This window comes from Streptomyces neyagawaensis, assembly GCF_023516595.1.
Taxonomy (GTDB): Bacteria; Actinomycetota; Actinomycetes; order Streptomycetales; family Streptomycetaceae; genus Streptomyces; species Streptomyces neyagawaensis.
The window spans coordinates 42,224-57,293 of the sequence record NZ_JAMGBG010000107.1 but is presented as its reverse complement, the minus strand read 5'-3'; the positions used below and the strand labels follow the sequence as shown (position 1 = coordinate 57,293).

General features: G+C 69.6%; 13 protein-coding genes and 1 pseudogene. 13 read left to right on the top strand and 1 reads right to left on the bottom strand.

Translation table 11 applies throughout. The features are described from left to right. The 7 genes from M8J73_RS33810 to M8J73_RS33780 all read left to right on the top strand — a co-directional run. On the top strand, window positions 1–410 hold a 410-nt coding region (locus M8J73_RS33810; protein WP_283947261.1), incomplete at its 5' end, for a 4-hydroxyphenylacetate 3-hydroxylase C-terminal domain-containing protein. Continuing rightward, window positions 410–1,837, top strand: a complete 1,428-nt coding sequence (locus M8J73_RS33805) for a fumarylacetoacetate hydrolase family protein (protein ID WP_055538491.1) — start codon at window positions 410–412, stop codon at window positions 1,835–1,837. The genes M8J73_RS33810 and M8J73_RS33805, both read left to right, overlap by 1 nt. After that, complete coding sequence (gene dapA / locus M8J73_RS33800) at window positions 1,834–2,760, top strand: 4-hydroxy-tetrahydrodipicolinate synthase (protein ID WP_055538490.1); 927 nt, start codon at window positions 1,834–1,836, stop codon at window positions 2,758–2,760. The genes M8J73_RS33805 and dapA overlap by 4 nt, the downstream gene beginning before the upstream one ends. Window positions 2,761–2,762: 2 nt before the next feature. Beyond that, window positions 2,763–4,244 (top strand): 5-carboxymethyl-2-hydroxymuconate semialdehyde dehydrogenase, encoded by a 1,482-nt coding sequence (gene hpaE / locus M8J73_RS33795; RefSeq protein WP_055538489.1) that lies wholly within the window; start codon window positions 2,763–2,765, stop codon window positions 4,242–4,244. Then, the gene (gene hpaD / locus M8J73_RS33790) at window positions 4,241–5,245 is read left to right on the top strand and encodes a 3,4-dihydroxyphenylacetate 2,3-dioxygenase (RefSeq protein ID WP_055538488.1); all 1,005 of its coding nucleotides are present in this window, start codon (window positions 4,241–4,243) and stop codon (window positions 5,243–5,245) included. Before hpaE ends, hpaD begins: the two co-directional genes overlap by 4 nt. A 155-nt stretch (window positions 5,246–5,400) precedes the next feature. Next, complete coding sequence (locus tag M8J73_RS33785; protein ID WP_169797832.1) at window positions 5,401–6,342, top strand: AraC-like ligand-binding domain-containing protein; 942 nt, start codon at window positions 5,401–5,403, stop codon at window positions 6,340–6,342. A 55-nt stretch (window positions 6,343–6,397) separates the two neighbouring features. Next, window positions 6,398–6,688, top strand: a complete 291-nt coding sequence (locus tag M8J73_RS33780; protein WP_055538486.1) for a barstar family protein — start codon at window positions 6,398–6,400, stop codon at window positions 6,686–6,688. Between the two features lie 21 nt (window positions 6,689–6,709). Here M8J73_RS33780 and M8J73_RS33775 read toward each other — a convergent pair. Beyond that, window positions 6,710–7,538: pseudogene (locus M8J73_RS33775) on the bottom strand (IS5 family transposase). Between the two features lie 304 nt (window positions 7,539–7,842). Here M8J73_RS33775 and M8J73_RS33770 point away from each other — a divergent pair. The 6 genes from M8J73_RS33770 (at window position 7,843) to M8J73_RS33745 (ending at window position 14,777) form a co-directional block, all read left to right on the top strand. Further along, the gene (locus tag M8J73_RS33770; protein WP_055538485.1) at window positions 7,843–8,871 is read left to right on the top strand and encodes a carbon-nitrogen hydrolase family protein; all 1,029 of its coding nucleotides are present in this window, start codon (window positions 7,843–7,845) and stop codon (window positions 8,869–8,871) included. A 33-nt stretch (window positions 8,872–8,904) separates the two neighbouring features. Then, window positions 8,905–9,897 (top strand): phenylacetaldoxime dehydratase family protein, encoded by a 993-nt coding sequence (locus tag M8J73_RS33765; RefSeq protein WP_055538484.1) that lies wholly within the window; start codon window positions 8,905–8,907, stop codon window positions 9,895–9,897. A gap of 140 nt (window positions 9,898–10,037) precedes the next feature. Further along, on the top strand, window positions 10,038–11,354 hold the full coding sequence (locus tag M8J73_RS33760) for an ABC transporter substrate-binding protein (protein ID WP_055540308.1): 1,317 nt from the start codon (window positions 10,038–10,040) through the stop codon (window positions 11,352–11,354). Window positions 11,355–11,387: 33 nt separating this feature from the next. After that, window positions 11,388–12,248 (top strand): branched-chain amino acid ABC transporter permease, encoded by an 861-nt coding sequence (locus M8J73_RS33755; protein ID WP_055540309.1) that lies wholly within the window; start codon window positions 11,388–11,390, stop codon window positions 12,246–12,248. Next, the gene (locus tag M8J73_RS33750) at window positions 12,235–14,064 is read left to right on the top strand and encodes a branched-chain amino acid ABC transporter ATP-binding protein/permease (protein ID WP_063799249.1); all 1,830 of its coding nucleotides are present in this window, start codon (window positions 12,235–12,237) and stop codon (window positions 14,062–14,064) included. The genes M8J73_RS33755 and M8J73_RS33750 overlap by 14 nt, the downstream gene beginning before the upstream one ends. After that, the gene (locus M8J73_RS33745) at window positions 14,061–14,777 is read left to right on the top strand and encodes an ABC transporter ATP-binding protein (RefSeq protein WP_055540311.1); all 717 of its coding nucleotides are present in this window, start codon (window positions 14,061–14,063) and stop codon (window positions 14,775–14,777) included. Before M8J73_RS33750 ends, M8J73_RS33745 begins: the two co-directional genes overlap by 4 nt. Window positions 14,778–15,070 lie beyond the last annotated feature (293 nt).

Here is a 15,070-nt window from a genome sequence, read left to right as displayed (position 1 = left end):
GCGCGGCCGAGGCCGACGCCCAGGTCAACGAGTACGGCGTGCTCACCCCGGCCTTCGCCCCGCTGAACGCCGCCCGAAACGTCTACCCCAAGCTCTACCAGCGCTTCCCGCAGATCCTGCGCAAGCTCGGCGCCTCCGGTCTGATGGCCACCCCGACCGAGCTCGACATCACCGGTCCCGCCGCCGCCGACATCGAGGCCTACCTGCAGTCGGCCACTCTGACCGGCCCGGAGCGCGTCAAGCTCTTCCGCCTGGTGTGGGACACCTGCATCTCGGCGTTCTCCAGCCGCCAGGCCCTGTACGAGTACTACTTCTTCGGCGATCCGGTCCGCATGGCCGGCGCGTACGTCAAGTCGTACGACCGCGAGCCCTACAAGGCCAGGGTGCAGGCGTTCCTGGAGCGTTCCTGATGACGCATCCGCTCGGGAACCCGCCGACGAAGATCGTCGCGGTGCACCTCAACTACCCGAGCCGGGCGCGGGAACGCGGACGGGTGCCCGCGCAGCCGTCGTACTTCCTCAAGCCGCCGTCGTCGCTGGCGGGCACGAAGGAGGCGATCGTCCGGCCGGCGGGCTGCGAACTCCTCGGTTTCGAGGGGGAGATCGCGCTCGTCATCGGCTCGCGCGCGCAGCGGGTGGCGCCGGAGGACGGCTGGTCGTACGTCCGCTGGGTCACGGCCGCGAACGACGCGGGCGTGTACGACCTGCGCTACGCCGACCGCGGCTCCAACCTCCGCTCCAAGGGCGCCGACGGTTTCACCCCGCTCGGGCCGCGCCTGCTCGACGCACGCACAGTGGACCCGGACGCACTGCGGTTGCGTACCTGGGTGAACGGCGAGGTCGTGCAGGACGACACCACCGACACGCTGCTGTTCCCGTTCGGACAGCTCGTCGCCGACCTGTCCCGGCTGGTCACGCTGGAGCCGGGCGACGTGGTCCTCACCGGCACACCGGCGGGAGCCTCCGTCGTCCGGCCCGGTGACCTCGTCGAGGTCGAGGTCACCGCCGGTGAGCTGTCGACGGGACGGCTGCGCAACCCGATCGCCGACGGCGACCCGCTCGCCCCCTACGGGGCGATGCCCAAGGCCGATCCGGCGGAGCGGGAGGCCGCGTACGGCTCGGCGTACGAGCCGGAGCCGCTGCTGGCCCCGCGGCTCGCCGAGGGGCTGCGCTCGGTCGCCGTGGCGACGCTCAGCGCGCAGCTGCGATCACGCGGACTGCCGCACATGTCCATCGACGGCGTAGGACCGGTGAGCGGCGACGCGATGGTCGGCGTGGCCCACACCTTGCGCTACCTGCCGCTGCGCGAGGACCTGTTCAAGCGCTACGGCACAGGCATGAACGCCCAGAAGCGGGCGATCGAGGAACTGCGCCCCGGGCACGTTCTGGTGATGGACGCCCGGCGGGACCCCACCGCCGGAACGCTCGGCGACATCCTCGCGCTGCGGGCCCACAGGCGGGGCGCGGCCGGGGTGGTCACCGACGGCGCGGTCCGCGACAGCGCCGCCATCGCTCGGCTCGGCCTGCCGGTGTACGCGGCCGGCAGCCATCCCTCCGTCCTGGGCCGCCGGCACGTCCCCTGGGACACCGGCGTACCCATCGCCTGCGGCGGCGCCCTCGTCCAGCCCGGCGATCTGATCGTCGGCGACGCGGACGGCGTAGTCGTCGTGCCGCCCGATATGGCCGACGAGCTGGTCGCCGACTGCCGGGAGCAGGAACGGCAGGAGCGGTTCATCGCCGAGCAGGTGGCCGCGGGGGAGAGCGTCGACGGGCTGTACCCGCTGGGCCAGGCCTGGCGGGACGCCTATGAGAACTGGTGCAAAGGAGAGACACAGTGAAGTTCCGCAGCGACCCGTCGGCCATCCGCGGGTCCATCGCCCCCGTCGTCACGCCGTTCACCGCGGACGGCGCCGTCGACCACGACAGCCTGCGCGCGCTGGTGAGCTGGCAGCTGGAGTCCGGCTCGCACGGCATCTCGCTGGGCGGCTCCACCGGGGAGCCCAGCTCCCAGAGCGCCGCCGAGCGGATCGCGGCCATGCGCACGGCCGTCGAGGAGATCGGCGACCGGGTGCCCTTCCTGCCCGGCACCGGCTCGCACAAGCTCGACGAGACCCTCGAAATCACCGCCGCAGCCCAGGAGTTGGGTGCGGACGCGGCCCTCGTCATCACGCCGTACTACGCTCGGCCCACGCAGGAGGCCCTGTACCGGTGGTACGCGACGGTGGCCCGGGAGTTCCCGGACCTGCCGATCGTCGCTTACAACGTTCCCTCCCGCACGGCCGTGGACATCGCCCCGGAGACGGTGAAGCGGCTGTTCACGGACTTCGACAACTTCGTCGGGGTGAAGGAGACGACGAAGGACTTCGAGCACTTCTCCCGTGTGCTGTACGCCTGCGGGCGGTCGCTGCTGGTGTGGTCGGGAATCGAGCTGCTGTGCCTGCCGCTGCTCGCGCTCGGCGGCGCCGGCTTCGTCTCCGCCGTCGCCAACCTGGCCCCGACCGCGGTGGCGCGGATGTACGAGCTGTGGGAGGCGGGCGAGTTCGACGCGGCCCGTGACCTGCACTACCGGCTGCACCCGCTGGTGGACCTGCTGTTCGTCGAGACCAACCCGGCCCCCGCCAAGTGGGTCCTCGCCCAGCAGGGCCGTATTTCCTCCGCGCACGTCCGCCCGCCGCTGACGTCGCCCACCGAGGCGGGTCTGACGAAGATCCGCGCGCTGCTCGCCGAGGGTGGCGACCTCACCGCACCGATCGGAGCCTGACCATGACCATCGAGAACCTGCCCTCGGTCATCCGGCACTGGATCGGCGGCGAACTGGTCGACAGCGCCGACAGGCGGACGTTCGACGTCTCCGACCCTGTCTCCAACGCCGTGTACGCGCAGGCCGCGCGGGGTTCGGCGGCCGACGTCGAACGGGCCGTGACGGCGGCACGGACCGCCTTCCCCGCCTGGTCCGGGATATCCAACCGGGAGCGCGCGAACACGCTGTACCGGATCGCGGACGCGGTCGAGGCCCGCCACGACCGGCTCGCCGCCTTCGAGACGTACGACACCGGCCTGCCCATCACCCAGGCGAAGGGACAGGCACGCCGCGCCGCGGAGAACTTCCGCTACTTCGGCGACGTCATCGTCGCCCTCGGCGAGGAGGCGTTCCGGCAGGGCGAGGACCAGTTCAGCTATGTCGTGCGCACCCCCGTCGGGGTCGCCGGGCTGATCACCCCGTGGAACACCCCCTTCATGCTGGAGAGCTGGAAGCTGGCCCCCGCCCTCGCGTCCGGCTGCACGCTCATCCTGAAGCCGGCCGAGTGGACCCCGCTGTCCGCCTCGCTGTGGCCGGAGATCTTCACCGAGGCCGGCCTCCCGGCGGGCGTGGTGAACATCGTGCACGGCCTCGGTGAGGAGGCCGGCCAGGCGTTGGTCGACCACCCGGACGTGCCGTTGATCTCCTTCACCGGCTCCACCGACACCGGCCGGCACATCATCCGCTCCTCAGCCCAGCATCTGAAGACGACCTCGATGGAGCTGGGCGGCAAGTCCCCGGCCATCGTCTTCGCCGACGCCGACCTCGAAGCCGCCCTCGATTCCGTCGTGTTCGGCGTGTTCTCCCTCAACGGTGAGCGCTGCACCGCCGGTTCACGGGTGCTGGTCGAGCGCCCGGTGTACGAGCAGTTCACCCGCCGCCTGGCCGAACGGGCCGCGGGCGTCCGCGTCGGCGAGCCCTCCGACCCGGCCACCGAGGTCGGCGCGCTGGTCCACCCCGAGCACTACGAACGCGTACTGAACTACGTCGAGATCGGCAAGAAGGAGGCCCGCCTGGCTGCGGGCGGCACTCGCCCCGACCACCTGTCCGAGGGCAACTACCTCCAGCCGACCGTGTTCGCGGACGTCGAGCGTGATGCCCGTATCTTCCAGGAGGAGATCTTCGGACCCGTCGTCGCCGTCGCCCCCTTCGACACCGAGGCCGAGGCGATCGAGCTGGCCAACGCCACCCAGTTCGGCCTGGCCGCCTACATCTGGACCTCCGACCTCAAGCGCGGCCACCGCATCGCGCATGCCGTGGAGTCCGGCATGCTGTGGATCAACTCCCACAACGTCCGCGACCTGCGCACCCCCTTCGGCGGGGTCAAGGCCTCCGGCGTCGGCCGCGAGGGCGGCGCCCACTCCATCGACTTCTACACCGAGTCCAAGATCGTCCACGTCGCCCTCGGCGATGTCCACACCCCTCGATTCGGAGCCGTCCGATGACTAACCCACCCGCACCGGACGTCGTCCGCTCCGCCTACGCCCAGCTGGTCGTCACCGACCTGGCCAAGGCCCGCTGGTTCTGGGTCGAGATGCTCGGCTTCCACGTCCAGTACGAGGATGCCGACTCCCTCTACCTGCGCGGAACCGACGAACTGACCCATCACTCGCTGGTTCTGCGCAGGGGCGAGATCGCCGCCCTCGACCACATCTCCTACCGGGTCCGCACCCCCGAGGACGTCGACAAGGCGGAGAAGTTCTTCCGCCGGCTCGGCCGCCCGGTCAAGCGGCTGAAGCGGGGCGAGGGCACCCATGGCGTCGGCGACGCCGTCCGCGTCATCGACCCGCTCGGCTTCCCGGTGGAGTTCTTCCACGACATCGACCGCGCCGAGCGGCTCATCCAGCGCTACGACCTCCACCGCGGTGCCCAGATCGCCCGCATGGACCACTTCAACCTCTGCACCCCCGACATCCCCGCCGCCTACACCCACTACAAGTCCCTCGGCTTCGGCTGCTCGGAGACCATCGAGGGCGACGAGCACGAGTTGTATGCGGCCTGGATGTACCGCAAGCAGACCGTCCACGACGTCGCCTTCACCGGCGGCGCCGGCCCCCGCCTGCACCACCTGGGCGTCGCCACCCACGAGTCCCACCAGGTCCTGCGCACCGCCGACATCTTCGGTGCGCTGCACGAGGAGAAGTACATCGAGCGCGGCCCCGGCCGGCACGGCGTCTCCAATGCCTTCTACGTGTACCTGCGCGACCCGGACGGGCACCGCGTGGAGATCTACACCTCCGACTACTACACCGGCGACCCCGACCACGAGACGTACCGGTGGAGCGTCCACGACGACCGCCGCCGCGACTTCTGGGGCAACGCGGTCATCGAGTCCTGGTACAAGGAGGCCACCCCCGTCCTCGACCTCGACGGCCGTCCTCTGCCCGTCGACGACGCCCTGCTGGACGAGTCCGCCGTGCAGGTGGGCGCGGACGGCCTGGGCTGAGTCTGCCGGGGCCCCATGGACCGTGGGGCCCCGACTTCGCGGGAGGCGGCAAGGCCCACCTCGGTGACCCGACCGCCCCCGCGAACGGCACCTTTCTCGGATCGAAGGCGCAGAAGAGATGCTTTCGTAATATGTACACCTCACAATTGCGGCCCATGGGAGTGCGTAGTGCGAGCAGCCCCGAGGAATGGGCGCATCTGATCAGTGAGAGCTTTGTGCCGCTCTCCCTTGCGAATATCTCCGGCGCATTCCATGGCTCGGTCGAGCAGACCGTGCTGCTGCCGGGGGTGACTGTGACCGACGTGCACACCCACGGGCACTCGGTGGTGCTGCGAACGCCCCGGCTGACGCGAGTGGAGCCGCGGGAGTACTACCTGTTCTCCCTCCACCTCGGGGGCGCCGGTGCCGTGCTTCAGGACGAGCGGGAGGCCACGCTCCACCCCGGCACGGGCGCCCTCTACGACGCGACCCGTCCCTACCAGTTGGTCTTCCCCACCGACACCCGGGAGATCGTGCTTCAGGTGCCCCGGCGGTCGTTGAGGGAGCGGGTCGGCGCCATCGATGAGCTGTCCGGCCGGGTGCTGCCCGCCGACAACCCTGCCGCCCGGGTGTTCTCCGCGTTCCTGCGGGAGCTGGTCGGAGTCTCTGAGCAGCTCGCTCTCGAACAGCGGGCCGAACTGGGGTGGACCGTCGTCGACCTGCTGGCCACCGCGCTGCGTGCCACGGTCGGCGCCGAACCCTCCGCACCGACCGGCCGGCAGACACTGCTGCAGGCGATGCGCAGCAGCGTGCTGGAACATCTCAGCGACCCGGCGTTCACCTCGGCCGCCCTCGCCCGGCGACACGGTATCTCCCTCCGATACGCCGCGGACCTCTTCACGGAGGCCGGGACGTCACCCGCCGCGTACATCCGCGACCAGCGGCTCAAGGCCGCCCACCGCGCGCTGAGGGATCCCCGGCAGTCGCACCGCACCATCGCCGCCATCGCCGCCGGGCTGGGCTTCACCGACCGCACCACCTTCACCCGCGCGTTCGTCCGGCAGTACGGAGTGACCCCGGCGGACCTGCGCGCCGGGCAGGGGAGCGACGTCAGCTAGAGCCCTGTCTCTTTGACCGGCGAGTGCTCGTGGTGGGGCTGATGAGTCTGCTGCGATGACGAACAGCGAGCTCGTCGTTGACCTGCGCGGTCAGCTGATCGAGACACTCGACGACTTCTGGGACGCGGTGAGCGAGCCGTGCGGACTGTGGTTCGGCCGGAACCTGGACGCATGGTCGGACACGATCGAGACCCGGGGCATCTCTGAGGTGTTCGACAGCCACGACTCCCTGATCGTGCACGTCGACCAACGGGGTCTCTTCAGCGGGCATGGGCAGGAGGCCGACGTCCTGGCTGGCCTCTTTGACGGAGAACAGAACCGGCTCGTCGTCCATGGGCTGCCCTGACGAAGCCTCCAGACGCCTTGTTCAGCGTCGGGTCCAGATGAGGATGGCAGCAAGGTGGAGTGCGGCCTGGTAAGCGATGGCTGGCTTGTCCGTGCGCATCGCGAGGCCACGCCACTGCTTGAGTCGGGCGATGCACCGCTCGACGGTATTACGTTCCTTGTATGTCTCGGTGCCGAAGCCGGGAGGGCGGCCACCGGCGCGGCCTCGCCGCAGACGGTGGCCGATCTGGTCGGCGGGCTGCGGGATGACCGCACGGATGCCGCGTCGACGGAGGTGCCCACAAATTGCGCGGGAAGAGTAGGCGCGATCCGCGAGGACGACCGCAGGGCGAGTTCTTGGCCTGCCGAGTCCGCTCCGCGGCATCCGGTCCCGCCCATGACCGCCTCGAAGGCCGGCGCGTCACCGGCCTGGCCCGCGGTGACATGGATGGATAGGGGCCGCGCCCGGCTGTCACCTGGCCAGGTGGACCTTCGTGCTCAAGCCACCGCAGGAGCGTCCGAGCGCGTGATCCTCGGGCTCGAACCGGTCGGCCGCTCCCCTTTCCCGGCCCCGGCCGAATACTGGTGAGCTCGGCAGACGGTGGAGTCCACCGAGACTGTCCAGCCCACGTCGTCATCGGCCACCGCCACTGCAAGAACCGCCGCTAGGACCCGTTCCCATGTGCCGCCACAGCCCTCCTGATGAGGCGTTTGTTCGCGGTCGGAAAGGGTCCGGGCTCTTCTGGCAGGTCGCGCCAAGGTGAGCAGGTGCAGTACTTCCACGCGATGGCTTGCTGGGTCCGACGGTGGTCGGCTCACCGTCGTCCACGGACCGCATCGGTCGGCATCAGCGGCTCGATCCGATCCCGCATTGCATCAGTGATCAGTAATCGGACAGACGGATCCGATCAACTGATAAACCCATCAAAGAGACGCGCTCTAGTTCACGAGGTAACGCCGACCCCAGCGCGTGTCATGTGAACGCAAGGGGCCGGGAGGCTCGGGCTTTGCCTCCCGGCCCCTTGGCGTGCGCCCGTGCGGATGCGCCCATGTGCCGAACCCTGAAGCCGCGCTGTGCCTGGAATGCCGCACGTCCGCGCGCGGAACGCCGCACCGAAGGCATCGCCGACTCCTATCTTTTCGGCACTTCGCTCCCCTCGCCGCATGGAGGACAGCATGCCCAGCGCCTATCGCGTCGCCGCAGTGCAGGCAGAACCGGTCTGGCTCGACATCGACGCCACCGTGGACAAGACCGTAGAACTCATCGCGGACGCCGCCGACCAGGGCGCGGCGCTCGTCGCGTTCCCCGAGACGTGGATCCCGGGTTACCCCCTGTTCCTGTGGCTCGGCCCGGTGGCCGGCCAGATGCCGTACATCGCCCGGTACCACGCCAACTCCATGACCACGGAGGGTAAGCACCTCACCGCGATCCGGCAGGCCGCTCGCCGCCACGACATCAGCGTGGCTATCGGCTACAGCGAGAAGGACCACGGCAGCCTGTACATGTCGCAGAGCATCATCGGGCCGGACGGCGAGGTGCTGCTGCACCGCCGCAAGCTCAAGCCCACCCACGTCGAGCGGAGCCTGTTCGGCGAGAGTGACGGCAGTCACCTCAAGGTGGTGGACACCCACCTCGGCCGGCTCGGAGCCCTCAACTGTTGGGAGCACCTGCAGCCGCTCAACAAGTACGCGATGTACGCCCAGCACGAGCAGGTCCACATCGCCTGCTGGCCCGCCTTCGGGCTGTACAAGGGCATCGCCTACTCCCTGGGCGCCGAGGCGAACATGGCCGCGACCCAGACCTATGCGCTGGAGGGCAGCTGCTTCGTGGTGGCCCCGACCCAGGTGCTGAGCGCCGAGGGCGTCGAGATCTTCGCGAGCACCGACGAGCAGCGCGCCCTGCTCACCCCGGGCAGCGGCTCCTCCCGGATCTTCGGCCCCGACGGCTCATCCCTCGGCAAGCCGCTCGACGAGCACGCCGAGGGCCTGGTCCTCGCCGACATCGACCTTGCCTTCATCGACCTGGCGAAGAACGCCGCCGATCCGGCCGGGCACTACGCCAAGCCCGATGCCACCCGGCTGCTGCACGACAACCGTCCCAAGAGCGCGGTGGTCACCCCCGGCGGGCCGGTGGGGCCGCTCTTCCCGGAACTGGACCCGCTGGACGGCGACCTGGCCGACGACGCCGCGGCGATCGTCGGCTGAGCGGGCGAGCAGAGACTGCAGGAGGTCACGATCATGCGCCGACCCGAAGGCCACCGGCCCAGCTACCCCGCGTTCACCGCCCGCTTCCCCGATGCCACGGACGCCATCGTCTTCGCGCAGTTCGCGGTCCGGGGCCCCGACCAGGCAGCGGTCACGGCCGCCGCCCGCGAACTGGACGCCCTGCTGACAGGGGAGAACGGCCCCCGGCATGTGGACCGGGTGCGCACGGTCCACGAGGACGAGCAGCACACCAGGATGGCCCTGGTCTACTGGGACAGCGTCGACAGCCACCGGGCGTGGTGGTCCTCGAAGGAGGTCACCACCTGGTGGGAAGAGCTGCCGGAGGACGGCCCGCTGGCCTACTGGCGGGAGGTCGCCACCATCCCGGTCCGCCGGTTCGAAACGATGCACTCCGGTGAATGGCCGGACAACGGCGTCTCGAATTTCACCCCCATCGAGGTCACCGAGCTCCACGACTACTGGGGCGGGATGCGGGACCGGATCCGCGACTCCCGCGACAGTGAGCTGGACCCGCAGGAGCCGGACTTCCGGCCGTGCGCCGACGGCGGCCGGGGCCGCAGAGTCCGGTTCAGCAACCCGGACAACCTGGCCTTCATCCGTACCGCGCAGGACTGGTCGCACTGCGGGGAGGTCGAGCGGGCGACCTACACCCGGGACGTCGCGCCGACCCTGCGCGCCGGCGCCCAGTACATCGCGGATCACCGCGAGAGCGGTTGTACGACCGCGACGTACGTCCAGGAACTGGACGCCACCTGGTCGACGCCGCAAGACCGGACCTGCGTGCTCGCCTGGTGGGTTTCGCTGAACCACCTGGAGGAGTGGACCGTCAACCACCCCACGCACCAGGCGATCTTCGGTGCCTTCCACGGGATGCTCCAGCGCCATGACTTCCGGCTCGACCTCCGGTTGTGGCACGAGGTCTGCGTACTGCCCGCCGGGGCTGCCGAGTTCGAGTACGTCAACTGTGCTCCCGGCACCGGCCTGCTGGCCGCCGCCCGGCCATAGGCCTCCGCCCCACCCGAAGTGGCCTCGCCACCCCACACCGGGCCTCGGGCTCGCCGTATCTCCCCCGGCGTGCACGAGGCCCCAGGCCCCACCGGGCGTCATGCCTCCCCCGTCCCCGCAACAAGCATGGAGATCCCCGAATGACCACGTTCCGCTCCCCGATGGCGAGACCGAGATCCGGCCGAATCCTCGGCCGCCTGTCACGGCTCACGGCCGCGGCCATCGCAAGCACCCTGCTCTTCGGCACCGCCTGCGCCCGCTCCACCACCTCGGCCACGGACGGTGTCCAGGCCAAGGACACGGCCCAGGCGGCACAGTGCCCCAAGGGCCTGACGTCCAAGAAGGCCACCGGCACCCCGATCGAGATCGGCAACATCAGCTCGCTCACCGGTCCCGGTACCTTCCCCGAGTCGTCCAAGGCCGCGAAGGCGGTGTTCGACCGGCTCAACGACTGCGGAGGCGTCGGCGGCCGCCCCGTCCACTTCACCGTCGAGGACGACCAGGGCGATCCCGCCGTCGCGGCGCAGGCCGCCCGGCGTCTGGTGGAGCAGCAGAAGGTGGTCCTCAACGTAGGCAGCGCCAGCCTGCTGGACTGCGCGGTCAACGCCTCGTACTACGCCAAGCAGAAGATCGACTCCATTCAGGGCACCGGCGTGGACCCGGTCTGCTACAACTCCCCGAACATCTCGCCGGTCAACACAGGTCCGTTCACCGGCGTCACCCTCTCCCTCTACTACGCCAGTGAGATCCTCAAGAAGCAGCACGTCTGCCGCGTCAGGCTCTTCGACGTCCCCGGATTCGTCTCCGCCTTCGACGCCGCCCTCACCCGCTGGGAGAAGATCACCGGCAAGAAGCTCACCTACGCCAGCGCGATCGGCAAGTCGACCGATGATGTCACCCCGCTGCTGCTCCAGGCGAAGAAGGCCGGCTGCGAGGCGGTGGTCGTCGACGGCGTGGAGGCAAACGCTTTGGCCGTCGGTAAGGCCGTCAAGGCGAACGGACTGACCGGCATCACGTGGATCGGTCTGACCTCCTACTACACCGCGAACGTGGCCAAGCAGCTCGGCGCCACCGGTGACGGCCTGCAGGCGAACTCGGAGTTCGAGCCGTTCAGCAACACCAGGTCCAGCCACACCAGGGCCAAGGCCCTCAGCGACTGGCGCGGGCTGATGCAGAAGAACGACATCCCGCTCACGTCCTTCGCGCAGGGCGGCTACCTGGCTGCGACCATCGCACAGGACACGCTCCTGAGCATGACCGGTGAGGTGACCCGGAAGACCGTGACCGCACAGCTGGCGAAGCTGGACGCGTACGACACCCCGATGATCGGGTCGCCGTATTCCTTCGGCACCGCCGACAAGCACGCACCCAACCAGTCGAGCAAGTTCATGGTCCTCGAGAACGGATCCTGGACCGTCGCCACCGACGACTGGGTCACCCTCCCGGCCGGCAGCTGACCCGCGCCGGCACGCTCAAGGAGGCAGCACATCATGGTGCAACTCATAGCGGCCGGGCTGGCACCCGGAAGCGCGTACGCGATCATCGGCTGCTGCGTGGTCCTGCTGTTCCGGACCACCGGGGTACTGAACTTCTCCCAGGCCGTCCTCGGCGCGTTCGGCGCATACACGGCCGCCGAGGCCTACGGCGCACTCGGCCTGACCTCGGCGTCCGCGGCTCTGGTCGGCTTGCTCACCGGCACACTGCTTTCGGCGCTGGTGGGGGGACTGATCACCTGGCTGTTCAAGGACGGCCAGGCGGCGGCCCGGGCCACGGCGATGATCGCCGTCACGGTCGGGCTGCTCACCCTGGGGCTGCGGCTCTTCGGAGACGTTCCGTTGTCGGTCCCCGCCGTCGTCCCCGCGACAACGGTCGATACCGGGAATGTGACAGTCGGACTGGACACCGTCGTCGTCCTGGGTCTCGGCCTGGTGCTCGCCGGAGGTTCGGCGGCCGTCCTTGCCCGTACCCGGCTGGGAGCAGTCCTGCGCGCGGTGTCGGCCCGCCCGTCCACGGCCGAGCTGCTGGGCGTAAGGGTACGGCTGCTGGCGCTCGGCATGTGGGCGTTCACCGGAGCCATGTCGAGCGCGGCGATGCTGCTGATCGCTCCGGCGCGCTCCGACAACTTCGGCAACCTCGGCCTGATCATTCTGCCGGCGCTGGCCGCCGTCCTCGTCGGGGCCTTCCGCAGCGTCATGGCGACCCTGGCCGGCGGTCTGGTACTGGGCATCGTCGAATCCGTGTCGGTGAGCTGGCCGGCCGTATCCGACTACAAGGCAGTGTTGCCGTTCCTCCTCGTGATCGTGGCCTTGCTGTGGTCGCAGCGGAAGCAGGTGTGGGATGAAGCCCGTTGACCCCCGAATAATGCTCGCCGGGACGGTGATGCTCCTCGCGGTGGCGGGTGCGGCGTTCGGACTGTCGTCGTACTGGGTCTTCCTGGCCACCAGTGCCGTCCTCAGCGCTCTGATCGCGCTGAGCGTGGGCGTCGTCCACGGCCGCGCGGGCATGGTGGCGCTGTGCCCGCTCGCCTTCGCCGGCATCGGGGCCTGGACGGTCGGGTGGCTGAACGTCCACACCGGGCTGCCATTCCTGGTCATGGCTCTCTGCGGGGCCCTGGCCGCGGTTCCGGTGGGTGTGGCGATAGGTCTGCCCGCGCTGCGGTTGCGTGGCGTGAACCTGGCGGTGGCCACTCTCGCCTTCGGCGGGGCTCTGGCGGTGGTGGTCTTCGACAAGGGCTTCCCCGGGGCCGCCGAACGCAGCCAGGTGAGCCGGCCATCCCTCTTCGCCTCGGAACCGGGCTACTTCCTGCTCTCGGCCGCCGTACTGGCAGCCGTCGCGGTGGCACTGGCGGCCGTTTCACGCCGTAGCACCGGAGCGCGCTGGACGGCGGTACGGGACAGCGAACGCGCCACCGCGGCCCTGGGCTACAGCGTGACAGCGACCAAACTGCTGGCCTTCGCCGTCAGCGCCTTCATCGCCGGGCTCGGCGGCGCCCTGATGGCGGGCCAGCTGGGCGTGCTCAGTGGCGTCGGATTCCAGCCTCTGGCCTCGATGGTGGCGTTCACCGCGGCAGTGGCCTTCGGGTCCGCATACCTGGAGGGTGCTCTCCTCGCCGGCCTCGCGACGACCTTCGTACCCGAGGTGTTGCGCCAACTGGGTCTGCCGCAGGACATCGCCCCAGGGCTGTTCGCACTGGCCGCGCTGCAGGCGCTCGCCGGAGGTTCGGAGGGTGTGGCGGGCAAGTTGAGAGCCGGCCTCGCCGCACGGCAGAAATCCGGGCGGCCCTTTGGGCCCGACGACTCCGGCGTGGCTCCCGGCCCCCGAAACGGTACTTCCGGACCGGATGACACGCACGCAGCCCCGGCTGCCGAGCGGGGCTCGCGGTCGACGGCCCACGGCACCCCGGAGCCCGAAACGTCCGCAGCTGCACTCAGGGTTGCCGGCGTGAGTGTGGCGTACGGCGCGGTGAAGGCCATTGAAGGGGTGGACCTGACCATTACCCAGGGGACGGTACACGGCCTCATCGGGCCCAACGGGGCCGGTAAGTCCACCCTGATCGACGTGCTGTCGGGCTTCGTCGCCCCGGTCGCCGGCCAGGTTGTCCTCAACGGCGTGTCGCTCGACGGGGTACCACCGCACCGGCGGGCCCGCCACGGCATCCGGCGTTCCTTCCAACAGGGCCGCGTCAACCCAGAACTCACCATCGGCCAGTACCTCGTGCTGTCCAGCCGCGGCCACGCCGACCGGCAGCTGGTCCTCGATCTGCTCGATGCCTTCGACTGCCCGTCTCCCGCTACCAAGGTGGCCTCGATCGACGTAGGCACCAGGCGCCTGGTCGAGGTGGCCGCGACGATGGCCAGCAGGCCTTCGGTGGTGCTGCTCGACGAACCGGCCGCGGGTCTTTCCGCGCAGGAGTCCGCCCGGCTCGGCATCGGAATCGCGGCGATACCCGAACGCTTCGGCTGTGCGGTCCTGTTGGTGGAGCACGACATCGAACTGGTCGCCACCTGTTGCGACGAGGTGACCGCACTGGACTTCGGCAGGGTGATCGCCAACGGCACACCCGCTGCGGTCCTGGCCGACCCCGCCGTCACTCGTGCCTACCTCGGCACAGGCGGGCAACCCTCGTCGGGGCCTTCCGGCGACCTCGACAAGGCGGTGATCTCATGACGGAGCAGCTGCTCGACATCCGAGGACTTGCTGTCAGCAGGGGCCCCGGCGAAGTCCTGCGGGACGTGAACCTCGCCGTCCGAGCCGGGGAACTCGCTGTCCTCCTGGGCGCCAACGGTGCGGGGAAGTCCACCCTTCTGGACGCCGTCTCCGGACTGGTGGCGACGCGGGCCGGCGAGGTCCGCTTCGACGGCGAAGAGGTGTCCGGACTGTCCCGAACCCGCCGGGCCCGGCTCGGAATCCGGCATGTGGAGCAGGGGCGTGCGATCTTCGGAGATCTCACCGTGGCCGAGAACTTGGCCGTGGTGGCTCCCCGCCAGAGCCACGCCGAGGCGCTGGAGCAGTTCCCCGAACTGCGAAAGCGGATGGACGTCCGCGCCGCGATGCTGTCGGGCGGCGAGCAGCAGATGCTCGTGCTCGCCCGCGCCCTGCTGTCCCCGGCATCCAAAAGGGCCACCGGCACCCGGCTTCTGTTGCTCGACGAGTTGAGCCTGGGACTCGCACCGATCGTGGTGGCCCGGCTCCTGCCCATCGTGCGCTCGCTGACCGACCGGGGCATCACGGTCCTTCTGGTGGAACAGTTCGCCCACTTGGTGCTGCCGATCGCCGACACGGTCCATGTGCTCGACCGGGGAACCATCGTGTTCTCCGGCACCCAGGCCGAACTCGAGGCCGACCCCCGAATCCTGCACAAGGCCTATCTGGCGGCCTGACATGTCTGGCTGACACTCTCGAGCTGACCGGAGCCCAGGCTTGTGCCCTGGTCAGCCGGGACGAACACAGCATGACGGACATGCCCCACCACCACGGAGCACCGACGAAAGTGCTCCGGACGCACCGACGAAACGGGCTCATCATGATGAGCCCGTTTCGCTATGCCTGAGCAGGCCAGGGTCGGTGTGATGGTGCTTACATGCATGACTGCCCGGCGGTTGGCAAGCCGCCGGGCAGTCGATCTTTATGGTTGTTGATCAGTGACGGCCACCCGTACACCTGATGGGGAAAC

Coding starts and splice junctions, on each gene's coding strand:
- M8J73_RS33750 (WP_063799249.1), top strand. CDS start 12,235: ATGAAGCCCGTTGACCCCCGAATAATGCTCGCCGGGACGGTGATGCTC.
- M8J73_RS33755 (WP_055540309.1), top strand. CDS start 11,388: ATGGTGCAACTCATAGCGGCCGGGCTGGCACCCGGAAGCGCGTACGCG.
- M8J73_RS33760 (WP_055540308.1), top strand. CDS start 10,038: ATGACCACGTTCCGCTCCCCGATGGCGAGACCGAGATCCGGCCGAATC.
- M8J73_RS33770 (WP_055538485.1), top strand. CDS start 7,843: ATGCCCAGCGCCTATCGCGTCGCCGCAGTGCAGGCAGAACCGGTCTGG.
- M8J73_RS33785 (WP_169797832.1), top strand. CDS start 5,401: ATGGGAGTGCGTAGTGCGAGCAGCCCCGAGGAATGGGCGCATCTGATC.
- M8J73_RS33745 (WP_055540311.1), top strand. CDS start 14,061: ATGACGGAGCAGCTGCTCGACATCCGAGGACTTGCTGTCAGCAGGGGC.
- hpaD (WP_055538488.1), top strand. CDS start 4,241: ATGACTAACCCACCCGCACCGGACGTCGTCCGCTCCGCCTACGCCCAG.
- M8J73_RS33780 (WP_055538486.1), top strand. CDS start 6,398: ATGACGAACAGCGAGCTCGTCGTTGACCTGCGCGGTCAGCTGATCGAG.
- M8J73_RS33765 (WP_055538484.1), top strand. CDS start 8,905: ATGCGCCGACCCGAAGGCCACCGGCCCAGCTACCCCGCGTTCACCGCC.
- M8J73_RS33805 (WP_055538491.1), top strand. CDS start 410: ATGACGCATCCGCTCGGGAACCCGCCGACGAAGATCGTCGCGGTGCAC.
- hpaE (WP_055538489.1), top strand. CDS start 2,763: ATGACCATCGAGAACCTGCCCTCGGTCATCCGGCACTGGATCGGCGGC.